At 68.7% G+C, this 15,990-nt stretch carries 17 protein-coding genes, 1 tRNA gene and 1 pseudogene; 11 read left to right on the forward strand and 8 right to left on the reverse strand.

Annotation, left to right across the window (positions count from 1 at the left end; genetic code table 11):
- The first annotated feature begins 145 nt into the window (after positions 1-145).
- Positions 146-232, forward strand: a tRNA-Leu gene (locus ACQ66R_RS10710).
- A 32-nt stretch (positions 233-264) separates the two neighbouring features.
- Here ACQ66R_RS10710 and ACQ66R_RS10715 read toward each other — a convergent pair.
- Positions 265-1,536 (reverse strand): cytochrome P450, encoded by a 1,272-nt coding sequence (locus ACQ66R_RS10715; protein ID WP_430421797.1) that lies wholly within the window; start codon positions 1,534-1,536, stop codon positions 265-267.
- 100 nt (positions 1,537-1,636) lie between these two features.
- Here ACQ66R_RS10715 and ACQ66R_RS10720 point away from each other — a divergent pair, with 100 nt between their 5' ends.
- Together ACQ66R_RS10720 and ACQ66R_RS10725 are read left to right on the forward strand one after the other, a co-directional pair.
- Positions 1,637-2,278 carry a TetR/AcrR family transcriptional regulator gene (locus ACQ66R_RS10720; RefSeq protein ID WP_430421799.1) on the forward strand — a complete coding sequence of 214 codons (642 nt, stop codon included), beginning with the start codon at positions 1,637-1,639 and terminating at the stop codon, positions 2,276-2,278.
- Positions 2,275-2,454: a rubredoxin gene (locus ACQ66R_RS10725; protein ID WP_430421801.1), complete on the forward strand. Its 180-nt coding sequence runs from the start codon at positions 2,275-2,277 to the stop codon at positions 2,452-2,454. Before ACQ66R_RS10720 ends, ACQ66R_RS10725 begins: the two co-directional genes overlap by 4 nt.
- Positions 2,455-2,487: 33 nt before the next feature.
- Here ACQ66R_RS10725 and ACQ66R_RS10730 read toward each other — a convergent pair whose 3' ends face one another.
- Positions 2,488-2,847, reverse strand: coding sequence for a CZB domain-containing protein (locus ACQ66R_RS10730; protein WP_430421803.1), 360 nt, complete (start codon positions 2,845-2,847; stop codon positions 2,488-2,490).
- Positions 2,848-3,032: 185 nt separating this feature from the next.
- On the opposite strand from ACQ66R_RS10730, the gene ACQ66R_RS10735 reads away from it, so the two are divergent.
- The 6 genes and pseudogenes from ACQ66R_RS10735 to ACQ66R_RS10760 all read left to right on the forward strand — a co-directional run bounded on the left by ACQ66R_RS10735 (position 3,033) and on the right by ACQ66R_RS10760 (position 7,745).
- A complete protein-coding gene (locus ACQ66R_RS10735) occupies positions 3,033-3,650 on the forward strand; it encodes a ribonuclease D (protein WP_430421805.1) in 618 nt (205 codons plus the stop codon).
- Positions 3,651-3,659: 9 nt separating this feature from the next.
- Positions 3,660-4,310 carry an LPS export ABC transporter periplasmic protein LptC gene (gene lptC / locus ACQ66R_RS10740; protein ID WP_430421807.1) on the forward strand — a complete coding sequence of 217 codons (651 nt, stop codon included), beginning with the start codon at positions 3,660-3,662 and terminating at the stop codon, positions 4,308-4,310.
- A gap of 20 nt (positions 4,311-4,330) precedes the next feature.
- Positions 4,331-4,915, forward strand: coding sequence for an LptA/OstA family protein (locus ACQ66R_RS10745; protein WP_430421808.1), 585 nt, complete (start codon positions 4,331-4,333; stop codon positions 4,913-4,915).
- 29 nt (positions 4,916-4,944) lie between these two features.
- Positions 4,945-5,688 (forward strand): LPS export ABC transporter ATP-binding protein, encoded by a 744-nt coding sequence (gene lptB / locus ACQ66R_RS10750; protein WP_430426255.1) that lies wholly within the window; start codon positions 4,945-4,947, stop codon positions 5,686-5,688.
- A 563-nt stretch (positions 5,689-6,251) separates the two neighbouring features.
- Positions 6,252-6,497: pseudogene (locus ACQ66R_RS10755) on the forward strand (LPS export ABC transporter ATP-binding protein); the annotation flags it as partial.
- Positions 6,498-6,839: 342 nt separating this feature from the next.
- Positions 6,840-7,745 (forward strand): hypothetical protein, encoded by a 906-nt coding sequence (locus ACQ66R_RS10760; RefSeq protein ID WP_430421810.1) that lies wholly within the window; start codon positions 6,840-6,842, stop codon positions 7,743-7,745.
- 176 nt (positions 7,746-7,921) lie between these two features.
- Here ACQ66R_RS10760 and ACQ66R_RS10765 read toward each other — a convergent pair whose 3' ends face one another.
- The 3 genes from ACQ66R_RS10765 to ACQ66R_RS10775 form a co-directional block, all read right to left on the reverse strand.
- On the reverse strand, positions 7,922-8,392 hold the full coding sequence (locus ACQ66R_RS10765) for a hypothetical protein (RefSeq protein ID WP_430421812.1): 471 nt from the start codon (positions 8,390-8,392) through the stop codon (positions 7,922-7,924).
- Between the two features lie 225 nt (positions 8,393-8,617).
- The gene (locus ACQ66R_RS10770; RefSeq protein ID WP_430421814.1) at positions 8,618-9,169 is read right to left on the reverse strand and encodes a hypothetical protein; all 552 of its coding nucleotides are present in this window, start codon (positions 9,167-9,169) and stop codon (positions 8,618-8,620) included.
- 82 nt (positions 9,170-9,251) lie between these two features.
- Positions 9,252-10,091, reverse strand: coding sequence for a helix-turn-helix domain-containing protein (locus ACQ66R_RS10775; protein ID WP_430421816.1), 840 nt, complete (start codon positions 10,089-10,091; stop codon positions 9,252-9,254).
- A 196-nt stretch (positions 10,092-10,287) separates the two neighbouring features.
- On the opposite strand from ACQ66R_RS10775, the gene ACQ66R_RS10780 reads away from it, so the two are divergent.
- Entirely contained in the window at positions 10,288-11,289 is a 1,002-nt protein-coding gene (locus ACQ66R_RS10780) for a hypothetical protein (RefSeq protein ID WP_430421818.1), read from the forward strand.
- A 6-nt stretch (positions 11,290-11,295) separates the two neighbouring features.
- Here ACQ66R_RS10780 and ACQ66R_RS10785 read toward each other — a convergent pair whose 3' ends face one another.
- Together ACQ66R_RS10785 and ACQ66R_RS10790 are read right to left on the reverse strand one after the other, a co-directional pair.
- Complete coding sequence (locus tag ACQ66R_RS10785; RefSeq protein ID WP_430421820.1) at positions 11,296-11,787, reverse strand: chemotaxis protein CheW; 492 nt, start codon at positions 11,785-11,787, stop codon at positions 11,296-11,298.
- Positions 11,787-13,514: a methyl-accepting chemotaxis protein gene (locus ACQ66R_RS10790; protein ID WP_430426257.1), complete on the reverse strand. Its 1,728-nt coding sequence runs from the start codon at positions 13,512-13,514 to the stop codon at positions 11,787-11,789. Before ACQ66R_RS10790 ends, ACQ66R_RS10785 begins: the two co-directional genes overlap by 1 nt.
- Before the next feature lie 587 nt (positions 13,515-14,101).
- Between ACQ66R_RS10790 and ACQ66R_RS10795 the strand changes: the two genes are divergently transcribed.
- Positions 14,102-15,562, forward strand: a complete 1,461-nt coding sequence (locus ACQ66R_RS10795) for a cryptochrome/photolyase family protein (protein WP_430421822.1) — start codon at positions 14,102-14,104, stop codon at positions 15,560-15,562.
- Here the strand turns inward: ACQ66R_RS10795 and ACQ66R_RS10800 are convergent.
- Entirely contained in the window at positions 15,555-15,926 is a 372-nt protein-coding gene (locus ACQ66R_RS10800) for a DUF3597 family protein (RefSeq protein WP_430421824.1), read from the reverse strand. The two genes, ACQ66R_RS10795 and ACQ66R_RS10800, sit on opposite strands and share 8 nt — an antisense overlap.
- Between the last annotated feature and the right edge of the window lie 64 nt (positions 15,927-15,990).

Consider the following 15,990-nt stretch of genomic DNA (forward strand, 5'->3'; position numbering starts at 1 on the left):
CCCCTGGCGAGGGAGCTGGCGCGCAGCGGCGGAGGGGGCATGGCGTCGCACCTGCGACGCCATGGGGTGAAAGACTCTCGCCAAGGCCCCGTTGACGCCGTCCAGACCTTGCCATAAGTAGCCGCCTCCCGATCCGACGGACGGGGCCCAGGTGGCGGAATTGGTAGACGCGCTGGCTTCAGGTGCCAGTGGCTTAACGGCCGTGAAGGTTCGAGTCCTTTCCTGGGCACCACCGTTGGGGGTGGTCGCCACTCTCTCCAGACCTCAGTTCATCTTGAAGCGGATCGGCACCGATTTCGGGCCGCAGACGAAGCTGGCTTCCATGCGGCGGGGCTGGCCGTCCAGTTCGACCGACTCGAGGCGGGGGAGGAGTTCCTCCCAGAGGATGCGCATTTCCATTCGGGCGAGGTGCTGGCCCAGGCAGACGTGGGCGCCGTAGCCGAAGGCGATGTGCTTGTTGTTGGGCCGCGTGACGTCGAAGTCGAAGGGATTGTCGAAGACGGCTTCGTCGCGGTTGCCGGAGGGGTAGCTGAGCAGCAGCCAGTCGCCCTTGGCGATCTTGCGGCCGGCCAGTTCGGCGTCGGCGGTGGCGGTGCGCATGAAGTGCTTCACCGGGGTCTCCCAGCGGATCGACTCTTCAATCAAGCCCTTGATAAGGCTCGGGTCTTCCTTCACCGCGCGGAACTGCGCCGGCCGCTCGGCCAGGGCCCAGAGGGCGCCGGCGGTGGTGCTGGAGGTGGTGTCGTGGCCGGCGGTGGCGGCGATGATGTAGTAGCTCATGGCCTCGAGGTGGCCCAGCGGCTGGCCCTCGATCTGGCCGTTGGCGATGACGCTGGCCAGGTCGTCGCGCGGATTGCGCCGGCGGTCCTCGGTCATCTCGTTGAAGTAGACGATGAAGTCGGCGACCGTGGCCTGCAGGTTGGCCAGCGCCTGGTCGGTGTCGTCGACCTTGCCCTGGGCGCGGTTGAGCTCAGGGTCGGCGCTGCCGAACAGCTCCTGGGTCAGCTTCAGCATGCGCGGCTCGTCGGCCTCGGGCACGCCCAGCACCTCCATGACCACATGCAGCGGGTAGAGGAAGGCCACGTCCTTGGCGAAGTCGCAGCGGTCGCCCTTGTCGGCCATGCGATCGATGAAGCCGCGGGCGATCTCGCGGATCCGAGCCTCGAGCGCGCGCAGGTTCTGCGGCGCGAACGACGGCTGGGTCAGGCGGCGGTAGTTCCCGTGGTCGGGATTGTCCATCTGGACCAGCGATCGGACCAGGTGCGGCGAGCCGCCCATCATCTGGCGCACCTTCAGGTCGGCCTCGATGGTGGTCAGCACGGTCGAGCGATCGCCGTTGTGGAACAGCTCGTTCTGCAGTTCGACCTGGCGGATGTCGTCCTGGCGGGTGACCACCCAGAACGGATCGAAGCCCTCGGGATGGGCCACGTCCAGCGGCGCCTCGCGGCGCAGGTAGGTGAAGGCCTCGTCGATCGGCTGGCCGGCGGCATAGGCCTTGGGGTCGATGATGGTCTTGGCGATGTGATCGGGGATCATGACTGGCGTCCTGCAACGGGGCGTCCGAGACCGGCGCCCGCCTCGACCAGCAAGGTACGAGTAACTTGCTATACGTTCAACAACTAAGTACGGTTCCCCCATGAGCAATGCTGCCCAGGTCGCCGTCGGGCGACGCACCCAGGCGGAACGACGAGACGAGTCCGAGCGGCGGCTGCTGGACGCGACGGCCCATGTGGTGGCCAACCAGGGCGTCTCGGCCGCCACCTTCGAGGCGATCGGGCGCAGCGCCGGCTACAGCCGCGGCCTCGCCACCCAGAAGTTCGGGTCGAAGGACGGGCTGATCGAGGCCCTGATCGCCGACCTGCACGAGCGGCAGAACGCCCTGCTGGACGGCCACCACATCGCCGACCTGGGCGGGCTGGAGGCGGTGCTGGCCTATGTGGACCTGTACCTGCGCCACCTGGGCGACGGGGAAGCCACGCGCGCCTATTTCATGCTGCTGGCGAGCGCAGTCGCCGACGCCTCGCAGCTGCGGACCGCCTTCGCCCACTCGCACGAGCTGGTGAAGACCCGGCTGGCGGCGCTGGTCGAGCGCGGCCAGGCCGAGGGGTCGATCCGCCGCGAGGTCGATCCGCAGGCCGCCGCCCTGATGGTGGGCAGCCTGCTGCTGGGCCTGTCGGTGCAGTGGCTGGTCGATCCCGACACCGAGCTCGACGCCATTCGCACGACGAGCCTGGAGACCCTGCGGCTGGCCTTCGCCACATCCCGGGACCGCCCATGACGCAAGCGCCCTATAAGACCTGGCAGTGCCGGACCTGCGGCTATCTCTATGACGAGGAGGCGGGCGATCCGGGCGAGGGGCTGGCCCCCGGAACCCGCTGGGCCGACATCCCGGCCGACTGGGTGTGTCCCCTGTGCGGAACCCCCAAGTCGGACTTCGACATGATCGAGATCTAGAGGCCGTCCCCGGCCTAAATCCCCATCAGCGGGTCAGGCCGCTTTCGCGAGTTCGCGTCTCAAGCCGATAATGGCGGCGCCCACGTCGGCGCTGGCCGAGGCATATTCGGCGCCCGCATCCAGCAGCTTCCGCGCCACATCGTAGTTGCGGGCGTTGATCTCGCGGGCGACCCTGCCGGCCGCGCGGTGAAACACTGCATGCTTGGCGACCACGTCCTTGAAGACGGGCGAGGCGCCGCAGGCGCGCCTTCCGTCACCATGCAGCCAGCGTCCCAGTTCGCAGCAGTTGTCGGCGGCGATGCTGTCGGCGTCGACGCTCTCGCAGCGGTCGATCGCGCCCCGCAGCTTCATCTTCCACTCGGCGTGGGCCGTGATCGCATTGTCCAGGTTCATTGTAAGCTCCCCTTCCTTCGGGCGGTCGGAGCATCGGCGGTCGCCGTGAAGGCCCGCTTAACAGCGTCGGTCGTCGTGACAGGCGGTAGCGGGCGACCTATAAGCCGATAGAACGGTCGTCGAAGCGACCTCGGCCGGGAGCGCGCGATCGCGCCTGCGGCGCTGAAGTTGGAGTTCTCGGCGAAGTGACCACCCACGTCCATGAAGGCGACCTGCCGGCCGGCGCGCTGGCCGGCGCGACCGCGGTGGCGATCGATTCCGAGACCATGGGCCTGCGCCTGGGCCGCGACCCCCTCTGCGTGGTGCAGCTCTCGGACGGCGGCGGCGACGCCCATGTGGTGAAGCTGAACCGCGACACCTACGACGCCCCCAACCTGAAGCGCCTGCTGACCGATCCGGCGGTCGTGAAGATCTTTCACTTCGGCCGCTTCGATATCGCCATGTTCTGGCTGCACCTCGGGGTCGTGACCGCCCCCGTCTACTGCACCAAGATCGCCTCGAAGCTGGCCCGCACCTACACCGACCGCCACGGCCTGAAGGACGTGTCGCGCGAGCTGCTCAGCGTCGACATGTCGAAGGCCCAGCAGAGCTCGGACTGGGGCGCCGCCAAGCTTTCCGACGACCAGATCGCCTACGCCGCCTCGGACGTGCTGCACCTGCATGCCCTGCGCGAGCGGCTGGACGCCATGCTGGTGCGCGAGCGCCGCGACCACCTGGCCCGCGCCTGTTTCGAGTTCCTCCCGCACCGCGCCCTGCTCGATGTCGCCGGGTGGGAGGATGCGGACATCTTCGCCCATACCTAGGTAGGTCCCATGACGGCCGCCGATCCCGCCCTGCCCCAAGCGCCCCTGCCGCAGCCTCCGCTGTCCGAGCCCCGGCGCGCCGATTTCGAGCGCTGGCGTCGCCGTTCGCGCCTGATCCGCACGCTGCGCGTGGCGCTGCCGGCCGCGATCGTGCTGATCTTCGCGGGCCTGATCGGCAGCGTGGCCTGGTCCACCTTCAGCGCCCAGCCCAGGGCGGCCCGGGTGGGCGACGAACCCATCAAGCTGATGAACCCCCGCTTCGTCGGCCGCGACGACAAGGGCCGCGCCTTCATTCTCACCGCCGACTCGGCGATCCGCGACCCCAAGGACTACCAGCGCGTGATGCTGCAGAAGCCCAACCTGGTCCTCGACGAGAACGGCCCCGACCAGATGCGCATCAACGGCGCCTCGGGGATCTTCCACGAGCAGACCGGCAAGCTGGAACTGTCCAACGGCGTGCGCATGGCCGACAACAAGAACGCCTTCGCCACGGCCGCCTCGCTGTTCGACACCAAGACCGGCGAAGTCGTCGGTTCAGGCCCCATTCAGGGCGCGGGAGGTCTTGGAGAAATCAGCGCGGAGTCCTATGGCGTGTACGGCAAGGGCGACCGCATGGTCTTCAAGGGCGGTGTCCGCACCCGCCTCGAGCAGAAGAAGTGATGCGGCGAGCAAGGGCAGTCATGACGTCGTTCCGTTCCGTTTCCGTCTTCGCCCCCTCCTGTCTGGGCCTGGCCCTTCTGGGCGCGGTTCTGCTGTCGGGCCCCGTGATGGCCAAGGGCCTGGGCCCCAGCTCGGACGGCCCCATCGACATCACCGCCGACGAGCTCGAGGTGCAGAACAAGACCTGCATCTCCACCTGGCGCGGCAAGGCCGAGGCGCTGCAGGGCGACGCCCGCCTGCGCGCCGACATGCTGAAGGCGATCCTGGAGGTGAAGGCCTCGGCGCCCGGACAGTCGGCCGGCGGGACCGGCGCCTGCGGCGAGATGGTGCGCATGGAGGCGACCGGCAACGTCTATTACGTGACGGCCAAGAACCAGCGCGTGCGCGGCGACGCCGGCGTCTATGACGTGCAGGCCGAGACCGTCACCCTGACCGGCGACGTGGTGGCCGTGCAGGACGAGAACGTGCTGCGCGGCAGCCGGATGGTGTTCAACACCGCCACCGGCGAGGGCCGCATGGTCGGCGGCGGCGCGGGCGCCAATTCGAAGAACCGTCCGCGCGGCGTCTTCTATCCCTCGAAGAAGTCGGAAAGCCCCAAGAAGTGAACGCGCCGCAGCGGGTCGCCGCCCAGGGTATGAAGGCGCAGGGCGCCATCCCCAGCGAGGGGCTGGTCGTCGACAACGTCGGCAAGTCGTTCCGCGGCCGCGCGGTGGTGAAGGGCGTGAGCCTGCGCCTCTGCCGCGGCGAGGTGGCGGGCCTGCTCGGTCCCAACGGCGCCGGCAAGACCACGACCTTCTACATGATCACCGGCCTGATCCCGGCCGACTACGGCGCGATCTATCTCGACGGCGAGAACATCACGGCCCAGCCGATGTACCAGCGCGCCCGCATGGGCGTGGGCTACCTGCCGCAGGAGACCTCGATCTTCCGCGGCATGAGCGTCTGGGAAAACGTCATGGCCGTGGTCGAGCTGCGCCAGAACGACAACAAGAAGGCCCGCGAGACGGTCAGCCAGCTCCTGGAGGAGCTGCACATCGAGCACCTGAAGAACTCGCCCGCCGTCTCGCTGTCGGGCGGCGAGCGCCGAAGAGTCGAGATCGCCCGCGCGCTGGCCTCCGAGCCCAGCTTCATGCTGCTGGACGAGCCCTTCGCCGGCATCGACCCCCTGGCCATCGCCGACATCCGCGAGGTCATCAGCTACCTCAAGCAGCGCGGCATCGGCATCCTGATCACCGACCACAACGTCCGCGAAACCCTGGACATCATCGACCGCGCCTCGATCATCCACGCGGGCGAGGTGCTGTTCGAAGGCTCGCCGGACGAGATCGTGGACGATCCCGAAGTGCGGCGGGTTTACCTGGGCGATCGGTTCAGCTGAGGCGGGGGCGGCTGGTGGGCTGCGGCTGACTCAGCGGCGACACTAGAAGGTCCGCTTGAGGCCGTCTTAGGCTATGCTGCTGCGCGCGGGAGGGGGCGTCGCAATGGCTCGGTATGCGCCGTCGGATGTAGTGCTGGGATGTGGTGTTGCGATCGCACTTGCAGACTGTGTTGACGGCTCAGGCGAGTCTGTGGCCGCAGACCTAGCCAAGGGTTATCGCGGCTACGACGATTCCGCCGACCTAGAATCGCACTTCCTTGAGTGGGCGGAGATCGTGAGCGTAGCAGTCGGGGAAGGGAACTCCGATTGGAGAGCCCGCCAACTCTTTGCCCTCTCGGAGTTGGTCAAGCGCCGAACACCTGCTGGCCGGCCACGACCTTGGAAGCTGTTCAATGGGACGTGGTTCAACGCTGACAAGCGTTCGATCGCAGCGCGCAGGTCAGCGCTCATTACCGATCTCTCCGGCTACGTCATGCAGCTTCGTGGGTTACGTCGCCCTTAGCCCACGGTTGCTGAACGAGCCTGGGGCCAAGAAGACATCAGGACAGGAGCACCTGCCACCGCTGCTGGACGAGCCGTTCGCCGGCATCGACCCCCTGGCCATCGCCGACATCCGCGAAGTCATCAGCTATCTCAAGCAGCGCGGCATCGGCATCCTGATCACCGACCACAACGTCCGCGAAACCCTGGACATCATCGACCGCGCCTCGATCATCCACGCGGGCGAGGTGCTGTTCGAGGGCAGCCCGGACGAGATCGTGGACGATCCGGAAGTGCGGCGGGTCTACCTGGGCGATCGGTTCAGCTGAGGCGGGGGCGGTGGTGAGCTGCGGCAGGCCGTTTCGGTGGCGGCTCAGCCCTGGCCGCTGATCCCGCCTTGATGTAGGCCGACCAAATCGCGGAAGCACCGGGCGTGGTGGGCGGCGTCGCCCATCGGGTCGCGCTGTCGAGGCGACGGTTCGCGTGGCCGTGTCGGTAATCCTATTGCAGCTGAATCCGACTGAGACACGTACCGCCATGGGGCGGGATGTTTGCAAGACCGCCCGCCTGCTTCACAGCGAGCCGGAAAATCGTGACAGTTCCAACGTTCGCCGGGCGCGGGTCGTTGCGCCATGGGGCGCCGACAGGCCCCTGACAGGAGGGGCCGAAGCATGACGAACGACAATGACAACGACGTTTGGGGACATCGGAGCTCTACGGAATACACACCTGGAACCCCGAACTGGGTGATCGCCAAACGAAGGGAACAGGACGAGTTTGAAGCGCTGCAAGCCAAGCGCCTCCAAGAGGCTCTTGAAGAACGACGCCGCAAGACGCCCCCAAAGGCGCCCATAGAGTGGGCCGCCTACGCCGCTTGCCTGGCGGTTATCCTTGCCGTCCTGTTTGTCGTTCTCTTCTGGGACTACCTCTTGATGGCGGCGGCGACGGTTGTCGTGGTCGCGGCGCTCGGACTCTATTGGTATCGCCACGAAGCTTCCTGGGAGCGGAATGCTGAGCAGTCCGGCTGGTCCCAGGCGCTGATGTCCCGACGGACGCCCTTGATCATCACCGCCATCGTTCTCGTCGCAGTGACCATCGGGTGGGTTGTCTTCCTGCAGAATAAGGAGCGGCCAAGGCCCCCAGACCTTGGCGGTGAGACACCGCTACAGATTGCGCAACGCCTGCAGCAACACGACCAGGCGGTGAAGCGGACCGAGCTCAATGCCTTCGTTCGCGGCGAACTTCCCCAGACCTTCGCGGGACGTGCTCTCATCACAAATGGCGCGACGGCGTCGTTGGTGTCATCGGCCCAAGCCTCGCGCAATGTCGTCGAAGGATGCTGGTTGAGCGCGCTGTCGGACGCCACCGAGACGACGCGGGGCAACATTCGCAGCGGCGGGCTGAAGCGCGACGCCATCAAGAGCGCCCTCGGCGCCGAGGCGATCAGCAAGGCAAAGACCTGCGTTGGCTTGGCCGGAGCGACCCCAGCTGACCTGCCAACCGCCTCCATGACGGACGAGCGGATGCAGGCCGCGCTCGATGTGCTGTCGGCGGCGATAGAGGCAGAGACGCGATAGCCCTGCGTCCCTGGCATCATCGGGTGTTGGAGGACAAGATACCTAGCCTACCGCGGACGCGACACCTGTCCCCGGCCCGCGGCGGCTTGAGCGGCAGGGTCGCAAGGGAATAGGTGTCATGCCTCCGCCGCACCTTCTCGAGCGCGTCGGCCTGGCGCAACAGCTCGGCCCGGTCCTCAGCCCTGGGCGTCTGGGCGCGGCGGAAAGTTGGCGATCCCGTCCCCGTATCCCCAGGCGGACATCTGCGCGTCGGCGGCGGCCCAGCGGGCCAGGTCGCGGGCGCAGGCCATCGCCTGGGCCCACTCGGGATTGAGTCGCATCCAGGTGTGGACGGTGGAGCGGCTGGGCATGTCGGGGTCGCGGCAGATGGTGCGCAGGGGCTCGCCCGCGACCAGCCGGTCGAGGATGACGTCGCCGATCCCGTTCCGGAAACCCGACGGGAGGCCCACGCCGTCGAGGCCGCCCATCCGGCGCAGGGCCTGCGCCGTGGCGGCGAAGTCGGGGCGTTCGCGCAGCCAGCGCATGACCGTGGCGCGGGTGGGCATGCCGGGCTGGCGGCAGAGGCGGCGCAGGCCGTGGCCCTCGTTGAGGCCACGCCAGATGCGCCAGGCGATCTCGGCGCTGAACGGGACGCGGGGCTTTCGCATCCCCCCGGAGATAGGAACGGAACTTATAGGGAACAAGAGCGTCGGGCTGTCGGGACAACGGCGCCGATCCCCGGCCCCCAGCGGGTCGGCGGGCGGAGGGGAGGCATCATGTCGCCGCCCACCCGCGGCCTGACCAGGACCCGTCGGCGTTGCGGCAAAAGTGGCGACAACAGCTTCCTCGTCGCCGTCGGCGCGGGGCTCCCGCTTCAACCGAAGGCCCACCCCCTACTTCCGCCGGAACGAGCGCTCGTAGGCGTCGCGGGCGGCGGCGTCGTAGGCGCGGAGGGCCGGCTCGGTGGCGCCCTCGCCCTTGCCGCTCAGCAGCACGTTGACGTAGGCCGACCAGAGTTCATAGGCGCGGACGCAGCGGGCGTGGTGGGCGGCGTCGCCGCGGGGGTCGCGGTAGGTGGTGTAGCTTTCCTGGTTGTAGCCCGCGCAGGCGCCGGTGGGGGTGAGCCACTCCGTGCGCCCGTTGTGCTGGGCCAGCAGCTGTTCGCCGAAGGTGAGCGGGGCCCTCTGTACGGCGTCGGCGGGGGCGTAGCTGCCCGCGCGCACCTCCTGCTCCATCTCGTCGGCCTGGCGCAGCATCTCGGCCCGGTCCTCGGGCGTGAGGCTGTCCTTCAGCCGCTCGGCGTCGGCGCGGATCTGGCGGGCCAGGTCGAGCAGCTGTTGCGACGGCGGCGTCGCGGACGCCGGGGGCGCCTGGGCCAGGGCGGCGGACGGGGCGACGGCGGCGGCGAGGAGAGTGGCGATCAGGGCGAGGCAGACGGGACGCATCCGGGCACTCCGGTGAAGGTTACGAACCGGGAAGTACGGGAGGCGACGGGGTTTGGACGAGGGAAAATGCGCGACCGGCCGGTCACCCCTGATCGAGGCCGGGATGCTGGCGCAGCGAGCGGCGGAGCTGGGCGGCGCTGGTGAACCCGGTCTGGGCGGCGACGTCGGCCAGAGCGGCGTCCGCCCCGAGCTGACGGCGCGCCACGGTCAGGCGCATGTGCAGGACATCCTGGTAGGGCGTGCGGCCCACGGCGGCCTTGAACGCGCGCACGAAGTGGAACTTGCTGAGCCCCGCCACGCCGCTGAGGTCGGACAGGGTGAGCGGCGCGTTGAGGTTGGCGGCGATGAACTCGCGCACGCGCGCGACCTGGCCCGGGGCCAGCGTGGGCGCCCGGCGCGGGGACGGCTGGGGCTTGCCCCGCCACAGCGCGAACTCGACGATCGCGACGTCGCAGAGGGACTCGGCGAGCAGCCCCAGCATCGGCTCGTCGCGCGACATCGCCCGGTCGAGCTTGGCCAGGGTCTCGCAAAGCCCGCGGTCCTGGAAATAGACGGCCGGATCGTCGAAATTGGCCGAGCCCTGCAACGGCGCGGGGATGGCGGCCGCGTCGAAGTGGATGGCCACGAACGAGTTCGGCCGCGGCAGCGGATCGGTCCAGCCGGCGACGGGGACGCCGGCCGGGAGGAAGGTGATCTTGCGGCGAAGATCGGTCTGGCGGATGGGGGCGTCGCCGTTCACACGGATCTCTCCGTCGCGCATCACGATGTCATGCAGCGCGAGGTAGTGCGTCACGCCGGTGGTGGCGTATTCGAAGCGTGACGGCGCGAGCCCGACGCGTTCGGCGTCCAGCCAGGCGCCGGGCAGGTTGACGCGCTCGGGCGCGCCGTCCGCTCCAAACGTCAGTTCCACCTGGCTTCGCAACGGCGCTCGCTCTCACGGGTCGTGATGGCGGCAGACTGCTGGAATTCTCCCCAACTGCAAGTTTCCCTTGCATTTTCGGAGCAAAGCGCGACCAAAGATTGCTGTCAGAGCCGAAATTGCGCTATTCGGCGCCCTGCTCAGGCTGTTCTGGCGCGAGGCGTCCCATCCGATGCTGATGACCATGGGTTGGTGAACGATGGGAGCCCGTCCGCCGATTTCAGACGCAGAGTCGCCCACTATCGGCGCCCCGACGCCGCTGGCCGACACCGGACGGCGCGAAGGCGGCGCGAGCCTACAGGGGATCGCCCCGCACCCGGTGGTGAGCCGCGCCTCGGCTGTGTTCGTGCGAAACTTCCTGCAGGACGCGGCGATGGCCAGCGGCGGCGACTTCATCGACGCGATGATCCGCATGGCGATCACCGAGGCCAACGTGCGCCACGTCCTCGCCGACGACGCCGAAAGCCGTCGCTTCGCCGCCTTCGATCAGCCCGTGCCGGACGACCTCCGCCGCCCGGTGAGCATCCATGGCGTCTCGACATCCCTGTCGATGCCCTTCGAAACGGTGCGTCGGCGGGTCGCGCGTCTCACCAAGCGGGACCTGTGCTCGCCCGTTCCGGGCGGCCTCATCGTCACTCAGGCTCAGCTCTCCACCGAGGCCATGCGGGTCCTGCAGGACCGCACCTATCGCGGCGTCGTCGATCTGTACGCACGCGTCAAGCCGCACGCGCAGCTCAACGATGCCCGGGATGACGAGCCGGCTCTGGAGGTTTCGGCGCCTCCGGTGCGCGTCGTGACCCGCCCCGCGCTGTCGTATGTCCTGCGTTATCTGGAGTCCGCCGAGCCTGTGGCCGGAAGCATGCTCGACGGCATTCTTCTGATCTTCATCGCGGGCGCCAACATTCAGCACCTCGCCACTCCCGGCACGGACGCCGCCTCCGACGAGGTGGTGGACGACGCGTTGCGCCAACCCATCCCGGTCTTCGCCCTGGCGCGCGGCATGAGCTTGCCGGCGGAGACGGTGCGGCGCCACGTGAACGGCCTCGTCGAACAGGGACTATGCCAGCGTGACCATCGGGGCGTGTTTGTGCCCGCCGCCGTCTTGCGCTCTCCGGCCCTGACGGAGCATCGCGCGCGCAACCTCGTCAGCCTGCAGAGACTGTTCGCCGCGCTTCGGCGGGCGGGCGTCCGGTTGGACTGAAGGGGCCTAGGCCGCGACGACCGCAGGCTGAAGCGACGCCTCGCTGATCCCCGCCTCGGGCAGCAGGGCATTCAGCACCAGGCGGGTCAGCATCCGGCCCTCCAGCGTGAGGATGGCGTCCACCAGCGGCGGCGCGGATCCATAGTCCAGCACAGGCGGCGGGTGCAGCATTTCAGGCCCAACCGTGAAGGTCTCCTGCACGGCATCCACCAAGAGACCCACAACCCGCTCGTCCTGCTGGGCCACGATGTACACGTGCCGCGACGAGGCGGTGGTCTCGCCGAAGCCCAGGCGCTCGCGCAGGTCCAAAACAGGCATGACCACGCCGCGCAGGTTGATGACGCCCAGAACGTAGGGCGGCGCGTTGGGCATCGGCGTGGGCGGCGTCCATCCGCGGATCTCGCGCACCGAGCGGGTGTCGATGCAGAACTCCTGGCCGGCGATCTCGAACGAGATGAGCTCCAGCTTATCCCCGCTTTTCGCGGCCTCGCCGTGCATCAGAACTCGCTCCACTCGGTGTCGGCGCCCACCGCGGCCGCCAGCTTCGCCTGCTGACGGGCGACGGGGTTGGGCGCCGCGCGGTGGGAGGTGGACGCGACCAGTTCCGGACGGCTGGGCCGGGCGGCGGCCGCGCCGGTCTGGAAGCGTCCGATCAACCGCGTGAGTTCCTGCGATTCGGCGCGCAGGTTCGCCGCAGCCGCCGTCGCCTCCTCGACCATGGCCGCATTCTGTTGCGTGACCTGGTCCATCTGGTTCACCGCCGTGTTCACCTGGCTCAGGCCCGTGGCCTGTTCCTGCGACGACTGGGCGATCTCGCGGATCAGGCCGTCGATCTGGGTGACCTTGCCGACGATGCCCGACAGCGCTTCGCCGGTGTCGCCCACCAGCTTCACGCCGCGCCCGACCTGGCTGGTCGAGGTGGCGATCAAGGTCTTGATCTCCTTGGCGGCTTCGGCCGAGCGCTGAGCCAGCGCGCGGACTTCCGAGGCGACGACCGCGAAGCCCTTGCCCGCGTCGCCGGCGCGCGCCGCTTCGACGCCGGCGTTCAGCGCCAGCAGGTTGGTCTGGAACGCGATCTCGTCGATCACGCCGATGATCTGGGTGATCTGCTGGGCCGAGCTTTCGATCTCGCCCATCGCGGCCACGGCCTCTCGGACCACGTCACCCGACTTCTGGGCGTCGGTTCGCGCCTCGGAAGCCGCCGCAGACGCCTCCTTCGCGCCGTCGGCGCTGCGTTTCACCGTGGCGGTGATCTCGTCCAGGGCGGCTGCGGTCTCTTCCAGGCTCGCGGCCTGCTGCTCGGTGCGACGCGAGAGGTCGTCGGACGCCGCGGCGATTTCCGCCGAGCCGCCGCCGACGCTGACGCTGGATGCGGACACCGCGGCCAGCGTCTCGTCGAGGGCGTTCATGGCGTTGTTAAAGTCGCTGCGCAGCTTCTCGAAGGCCGGATCGGCGAGCTGCCCTACCCGGTGGGTCAGATTGTTCCGGGCCAGATTCTCCAGGCCCTCCGCGATCGACTCGACCGCCGCGACGCGGGCCGTCACGTCGGTGGCGAACTTCACCACCTTGGTGACCCTGCCCTGATGGTCGAAGATCGGGTTATAGGAGGCCTGGATCCAGATCTCCTTGCCGCCCTTGCCGAAGCGCTTGAACTCGGCGGCGACGAACTCGCCCGCCTGCAGCTTGCGCCAGAGCTCCTGGTACTCCCCGGACCGGGCGTAGCCGGGCTCGACAAACATGCTGTGGTGGCGGCCCTGGATTTCGCCCAGCGCATAGCCCAGCGCACTCAGGAAGTTCTGGTTGGCCGTGACGATCTCGCCTGACGGGGTGAACTCGATCATCGCCTGGGCCCGCGAGATCGCTTCGATCTTGCCCGCGTGGTCGGCGCTGCGCAGCTTCTCCTCGGTGATGTCGGTCGCGACCTTCACGACCTTGATCACCGCGCCCCGCGCGTTGCGAACGGGATTGTACGAGGCCTGGATCCAGACCTCCCGCCCGCCCTTGCCGATGCGCAGGTACTCGCGGGCGTCAAACTCGCCGCGCCCGAGCTTCGTCCAGAACGCCGTGTAGTCATTGCTGCGGGCGTATTCGGGCTCGACGAACATGCTGTGGTGCTGGCCGACGATCTCGGCGGCGGCGTACCCCATCGCCCGGCAGAAGTTCTCGTTGGCCGAGAGGATCTTGCCCTTCGGGTCGAACTCGATGACGGCCAGAGAACGATGCATCGCCTCGAGCGTCGCGGCTGCATCCTTGAAACCACCCTTGTGGATACCGATCACGATTGAGCCCTCCTCTTCGTTCGCGTTGCTTCGAACCACTCCAGAAACCTATCCCGACGACGACCTTTAATCTTAATCACCGGCCGTATGGACAACTTAGGATCTTTAGTATGTTCAAACAGACAGTCTTCATGACAATTTTCGCGAAAAACCTCTTGCGATCGGAATGCCTAACAACGATATAACTATGAACATGCCACTCACCATTTTGAGCAATGCGCTGAGCATCAGGCATCCCTAGCTGAATACTTGATCTTTAGTTGAGCGCATCCGGACGGCAACGTAAGGTCGCAACGCGGCTATCCGTTGCAACTTCCACTCACGTCACGCCGCGCCCGGCGCATTGCTGGCCGCGAAACGGTTTGCGGACGCGGAGCCGCAACGCCTAGGCTGGCGCGGCAGCACAGCCCTGTGCGACTGACGGGCGCGGCGAGGAGTCGATGCCCGCGGCCGCCAGACCGACACGCACGCCGGCCGCGGCCCCCGCGTCCGGGTCGGCGACCGAGGGCGCGCAGCTTGGAGAACCGATCCCCATGACCGTCCTCGTCTGGTTCCGGCGGGACCTGAGGCTTTCCGACAACCCGGCCCTGCAGGCGGCGTTGGCGACGGGCGGGCCCATCGTGCCGGTCTATGTCCGCGACGACGAGGACGCCGGCGACTGGCGGCCGGGCGGCGCGTCGCGCTGGTGGTTGCACGGATCGCTGGCGGCGCTGGACGCCGATCTGCGTCGGCGATCGGGGGGCGCGGGCCTGGTGCTGAGGTCGGGCCGGGCCGAGGCGGTGATCCCGGCGCTGGCCGCCGAAACCGGCGCGCGCACGGTGGTCTGGAACCGTCGCTACGAGCCCTGGGCGATCGCGCGTGATGGGGCGTTGAAGGCGGCGTTGCGCGCGGACGGACTCGCGGCCCGGTCGTTCAACGGCGCGCTGCTGGCCGAGCCGGCCAAGTTCTTCAACAAGACGGGCGGCCCCTATCAGGTGTTCACGCCGTTCTGGCGGGCCTTGCGCGCCGCCGCGCAGCCGCCCGCCTTCGTGCCCGCGCCCGACCGGGTGGAGATCGCAGGCGGCGTCGCGGGCGAGGCGCTGGACGACTGGGCGCTGCGGCCCAGCCGGCCGGACTGGGCGGGCGGCCTGCGCGAGGCCTGGACGCCCGGAGAGGCCGGCGCGCAGGCGCGTCTGGCCGCCTTCACGCAGAAGGCGGTGTTCGCCTATGCCGACGCACGCAACGTGCCCGGCGTGACGGGGACGTCGCGGCTGTCGCCGCACCTGCACTTCGGCGAGATCGGGCCCTGGCAGGTGTGGTGCGCAGCGATGGCGGCCGGCGAGGCAGCCCAGGGCGATCCGATGCCGCGCGGGGTCGAGACGTTCCTGTCCGAGGTGGGCTGGCGCGAGTTCAGCGCGCATCTGCTGTACCACTTCCCCACCCTGCCGACGGCGGCGCTGAAGCCCGAGTTCGATCGCATGTCCTGGCAGGACGACGCCGCGGGTCTGGCGGCCTGGCAAAAGGGACGGACCGGCTATCCGATCGTCGACGCCGGCATGCGCGAGCTGTGGGCGACCGGCTGGATGCACAACCGCGTGCGGATGATCGTGGCCTCGTTCCTGATCAAGGACCTGATGGTCGACTGGCGCCGCGGCGAGGACTGGTTCTGGGACACCCTGGTCGACGCCGACCTGGCGAGCAATTCGGCCAGCTGGCAGTGGGTGGCCGGGTCGGGCGCGGATGCGGCGCCCTACTTCCGGGTGTTCAACCCGGTGAGCCAGGGGGAGAAGTTCGATCCTGACGGGGCGTATGTGCGCAGGTGGGTCCCGGAACTGGCCCGGCTGCCCAAGGCGCTGATCCATGCGCCGTGGACGGCGACGACGGCGCAGCTGGACGCGGCGGGCGTGCGCCTGGGCCGCGACTATCCCCGGCCGATCGTGGATCACGCCGAGGCGCGCGAACGCGCGCTGGCGGCCTACGCCGAGATCCGCGGGAAGGACGCCGCGGCTACCTGAAGAAATCCTGAGGCGCCAGCGCGTCGTTCTCGGCCAGGCGCTGGATCATCGCGGCGTGGAGGCGGGCGTCGGTCTCAGCCGGGTCATCCTCGTCGATGTCGAGGTTGAGGCTCTCGGCGGTCTGGCGGCGGGACTCGGACGTGTCGGGCAGGCCGACCAGGGCGAAGAGCGCGCCCAGGTCATCGCGCCAGCCGCTGCCGAAGCCGGTGCGGGCCGCGCGGGCGTCGAGGATCATCGCCACGTCGGGCGGCGTCGCCATTCGGGTGCGGACCGGTGTCGGCGGCACGCGATGAGGGTCGCGGGCCGGCAACGGCGGTGCGTCGGACGGGGCGCCGGTGAAGGCGTCGTGGATTTTCTGCAGCATCCGCATCGGACGAACTCCATCGGGCGTGCGCCGCCCTCGCTGCGGGAACGGCAGGTCTGCGTCG

Origin of the sequence: Phenylobacterium sp. (assembly GCF_965284355.1) — a bacterium.
In the GTDB taxonomy this organism is placed as follows: Bacteria; Pseudomonadota; Alphaproteobacteria; order Caulobacterales; family Caulobacteraceae; genus Phenylobacterium.

What these genes read in the sequence shown, in the direction of transcription:
- ACQ66R_RS10715 (WP_430421797.1), bottom strand. Translation starts at nt 1,536, where the DNA reads ATGATCCCCGATCACATCGCCAAGACCATCATCGACCCCAAGGCCTAT.
- ACQ66R_RS10720 (WP_430421799.1), top strand. Translation starts at nt 1,637, where the DNA reads ATGAGCAATGCTGCCCAGGTCGCCGTCGGGCGACGCACCCAGGCGGAA.
- ACQ66R_RS10725 (WP_430421801.1), top strand. Translation starts at nt 2,275, where the DNA reads ATGACGCAAGCGCCCTATAAGACCTGGCAGTGCCGGACCTGCGGCTAT.
- ACQ66R_RS10730 (WP_430421803.1), bottom strand. Translation starts at nt 2,847, where the DNA reads ATGAACCTGGACAATGCGATCACGGCCCACGCCGAGTGGAAGATGAAG.
- lptC (WP_430421807.1), top strand. Translation starts at nt 3,660, where the DNA reads ATGACGGCCGCCGATCCCGCCCTGCCCCAAGCGCCCCTGCCGCAGCCT.
- ACQ66R_RS10745 (WP_430421808.1), top strand. Translation starts at nt 4,331, where the DNA reads ATGACGTCGTTCCGTTCCGTTTCCGTCTTCGCCCCCTCCTGTCTGGGC.
- lptB (WP_430426255.1), top strand. Translation starts at nt 4,945, where the DNA reads ATGAAGGCGCAGGGCGCCATCCCCAGCGAGGGGCTGGTCGTCGACAAC.
- ACQ66R_RS10760 (WP_430421810.1), top strand. Translation starts at nt 6,840, where the DNA reads ATGACGAACGACAATGACAACGACGTTTGGGGACATCGGAGCTCTACG.
- ACQ66R_RS10765 (WP_430421812.1), bottom strand. Translation starts at nt 8,392, where the DNA reads ATGCGAAAGCCCCGCGTCCCGTTCAGCGCCGAGATCGCCTGGCGCATC.
- ACQ66R_RS10770 (WP_430421814.1), bottom strand. Translation starts at nt 9,169, where the DNA reads ATGCGTCCCGTCTGCCTCGCCCTGATCGCCACTCTCCTCGCCGCCGCC.
- ACQ66R_RS10780 (WP_430421818.1), top strand. Translation starts at nt 10,288, where the DNA reads ATGGGAGCCCGTCCGCCGATTTCAGACGCAGAGTCGCCCACTATCGGC.
- ACQ66R_RS10785 (WP_430421820.1), bottom strand. Translation starts at nt 11,787, where the DNA reads ATGCACGGCGAGGCCGCGAAAAGCGGGGATAAGCTGGAGCTCATCTCG.
- ACQ66R_RS10790 (WP_430426257.1), bottom strand. Translation starts at nt 13,514, where the DNA reads ATGCATCGTTCTCTGGCCGTCATCGAGTTCGACCCGAAGGGCAAGATC.
- ACQ66R_RS10795 (WP_430421822.1), top strand. Translation starts at nt 14,102, where the DNA reads ATGACCGTCCTCGTCTGGTTCCGGCGGGACCTGAGGCTTTCCGACAAC.
- ACQ66R_RS10800 (WP_430421824.1), bottom strand. Translation starts at nt 15,926, where the DNA reads ATGCTGCAGAAAATCCACGACGCCTTCACCGGCGCCCCGTCCGACGCA.